This is a genomic window from Lacticaseibacillus salsurae, assembly GCF_045862175.1.
GTDB lineage: Bacteria > Bacillota > Bacilli > Lactobacillales > Lactobacillaceae > Lacticaseibacillus > Lacticaseibacillus salsurae.
Map to the genome: position 1 here is coordinate 1 of NZ_BAAFZI010000131.1, position 1,584 is coordinate 1,584.

At 47.9% G+C, this 1,584-nt stretch carries 2 protein-coding genes; both read right to left on the reverse strand.

From position 1 onward, the window contains the following. Window positions 1-194: 194 nt before the first annotated feature. Window positions 195-1,118, reverse strand: a complete 924-nt coding sequence (locus ACKTSG_RS14210) for an IS3 family transposase (protein ID WP_056963709.1) — start codon at window positions 1,116-1,118, stop codon at window positions 195-197. After that, entirely contained in the window at window positions 1,118-1,375 is a 258-nt protein-coding gene (locus ACKTSG_RS14215; RefSeq protein ID WP_407895677.1) for a transposase, read from the reverse strand. Before ACKTSG_RS14215 ends, ACKTSG_RS14210 begins: the two co-directional genes overlap by 1 nt. Between the last annotated feature and the right edge of the window lie 209 nt (window positions 1,376-1,584).

Genomic DNA, 1,584 nt, shown 5'->3' on the forward strand with positions numbered 1-1,584 from the left:
GGTCGCCAACTGATGGACTTCGTCCATGAGCCGACTAAACCAGTTCTTGTAAACATAGTTAGAAGCAAGATGAATCACCACACGACGGGCGTGCCAAGTAATCCTACCGGCGATGTGAAAGAGACTGGATTTAGGTCAAGGTTTGAGACAACATCTCTCGATAAAAATTTGGTCAATGCAAAATGCCCTTTAGGTCATTTTGCAGGACATTCCGTGGCCGACGCGTTGTTGCACAACCCATCGACCGCGGAACGTGTTGCTTCAAATTCAACTGGGCTCTTCATGCCTAGCCGTCCATGAATTCGAACGCGATTGTACCAGTGCTCAATGTATTCGAATACGTGACGTCGCGCGATTATCAGGCTAGGATAGTGGTGCTTATTGACGTAATATTCTTCCTTCTTGAAGGTGGCGTGGAACGATTCAATCATCGCATTGTCGTACGGCGTTCCTTTGTGACTGTAAGAGTGTGTGGCGCCGACGTACGTTAACTGACGTTCAAATTCAGCGCTAATAAACTGGCTGCCTAAGTCGGTTTGGACAATCAAACCGTCATAAACATCACGATTCGAAATTGCGTTACCAAATGCGTTCAAAACAAGGTTCACCGTCATGTCTGGGCCATACGCGTAACCGACAATTCGTCGCGAGTACAAATCCATGAAAGTGCACAAGTATGTCCAACCATCCTTCTGGGTGTGAATGTAAGTTATATCGCCTGCCCACTTCTGATTAATAGTGGTTGTTGAAAAGTCCTGGTCCATCAAGTTATGCCGTTCCGCGACGGGATTAGCCGCGGAACTTGCCCGCCATTTGCGCTGAATAATTGAGTACAAACCTTCCTCATGCATCAGCTTCTGAATGTACTTTTGACTGACATGGTCTGTACGCTGTTTATTAATCGCTGCGGTGAGCTTAGGTGCGCCATATCGCCCCTTCGAGTTAGCATAAGCGACGTGTAGCTGCGCTCGAACCTCATCTCGACGCTTTTCAGTCGGAGTAGGCACGTGGTTGATGTGTCGGTAGTACGAAGCGCGTGAAACAGACAAAGCCCGGGTGGCGAGGCTGATTGGCACGTCATTTTCTTGGATAAAGGCATACAATTCGCGGTTCGACACTATCTTTTCTGCGCGAAGATGCCTAATGCTTTTTTTAGGATTTCGTTCTCCTGTGTGGCAAGGAGAAGATCGGCCTTGAGTTGCGCGACCTCAGCGCTTGATACTTGGCGATCCTCTTCCTGACTAGCATCAGTAAACCATTTCCCAAGTGTCGCCACTGGGACATCGTAGTCTTTACTGAGTTCAGCTGGACCCTTCCCCGCATTGTGCAGTTCAATCAGCATATCCTTGAAATCTTGTGTGTAGCATTTTGGCATGACGTTTCCCTCCGTACTTCAATCCTCTATGAAGTCATTATACTTGAGAGAGACCTTGTCTCACATATGACCTTACCACCAAACTGAACCGTAGCGAGGAGATGGTTGAACGACGGTCTTCCGAGACAAAGAGCTGTTTAAAGAGCTGAACCAGGTTATAGGCAATACCGGTGATCAAGGCTCGTGCAGTGTTCCGTGCAAAAGTTGAG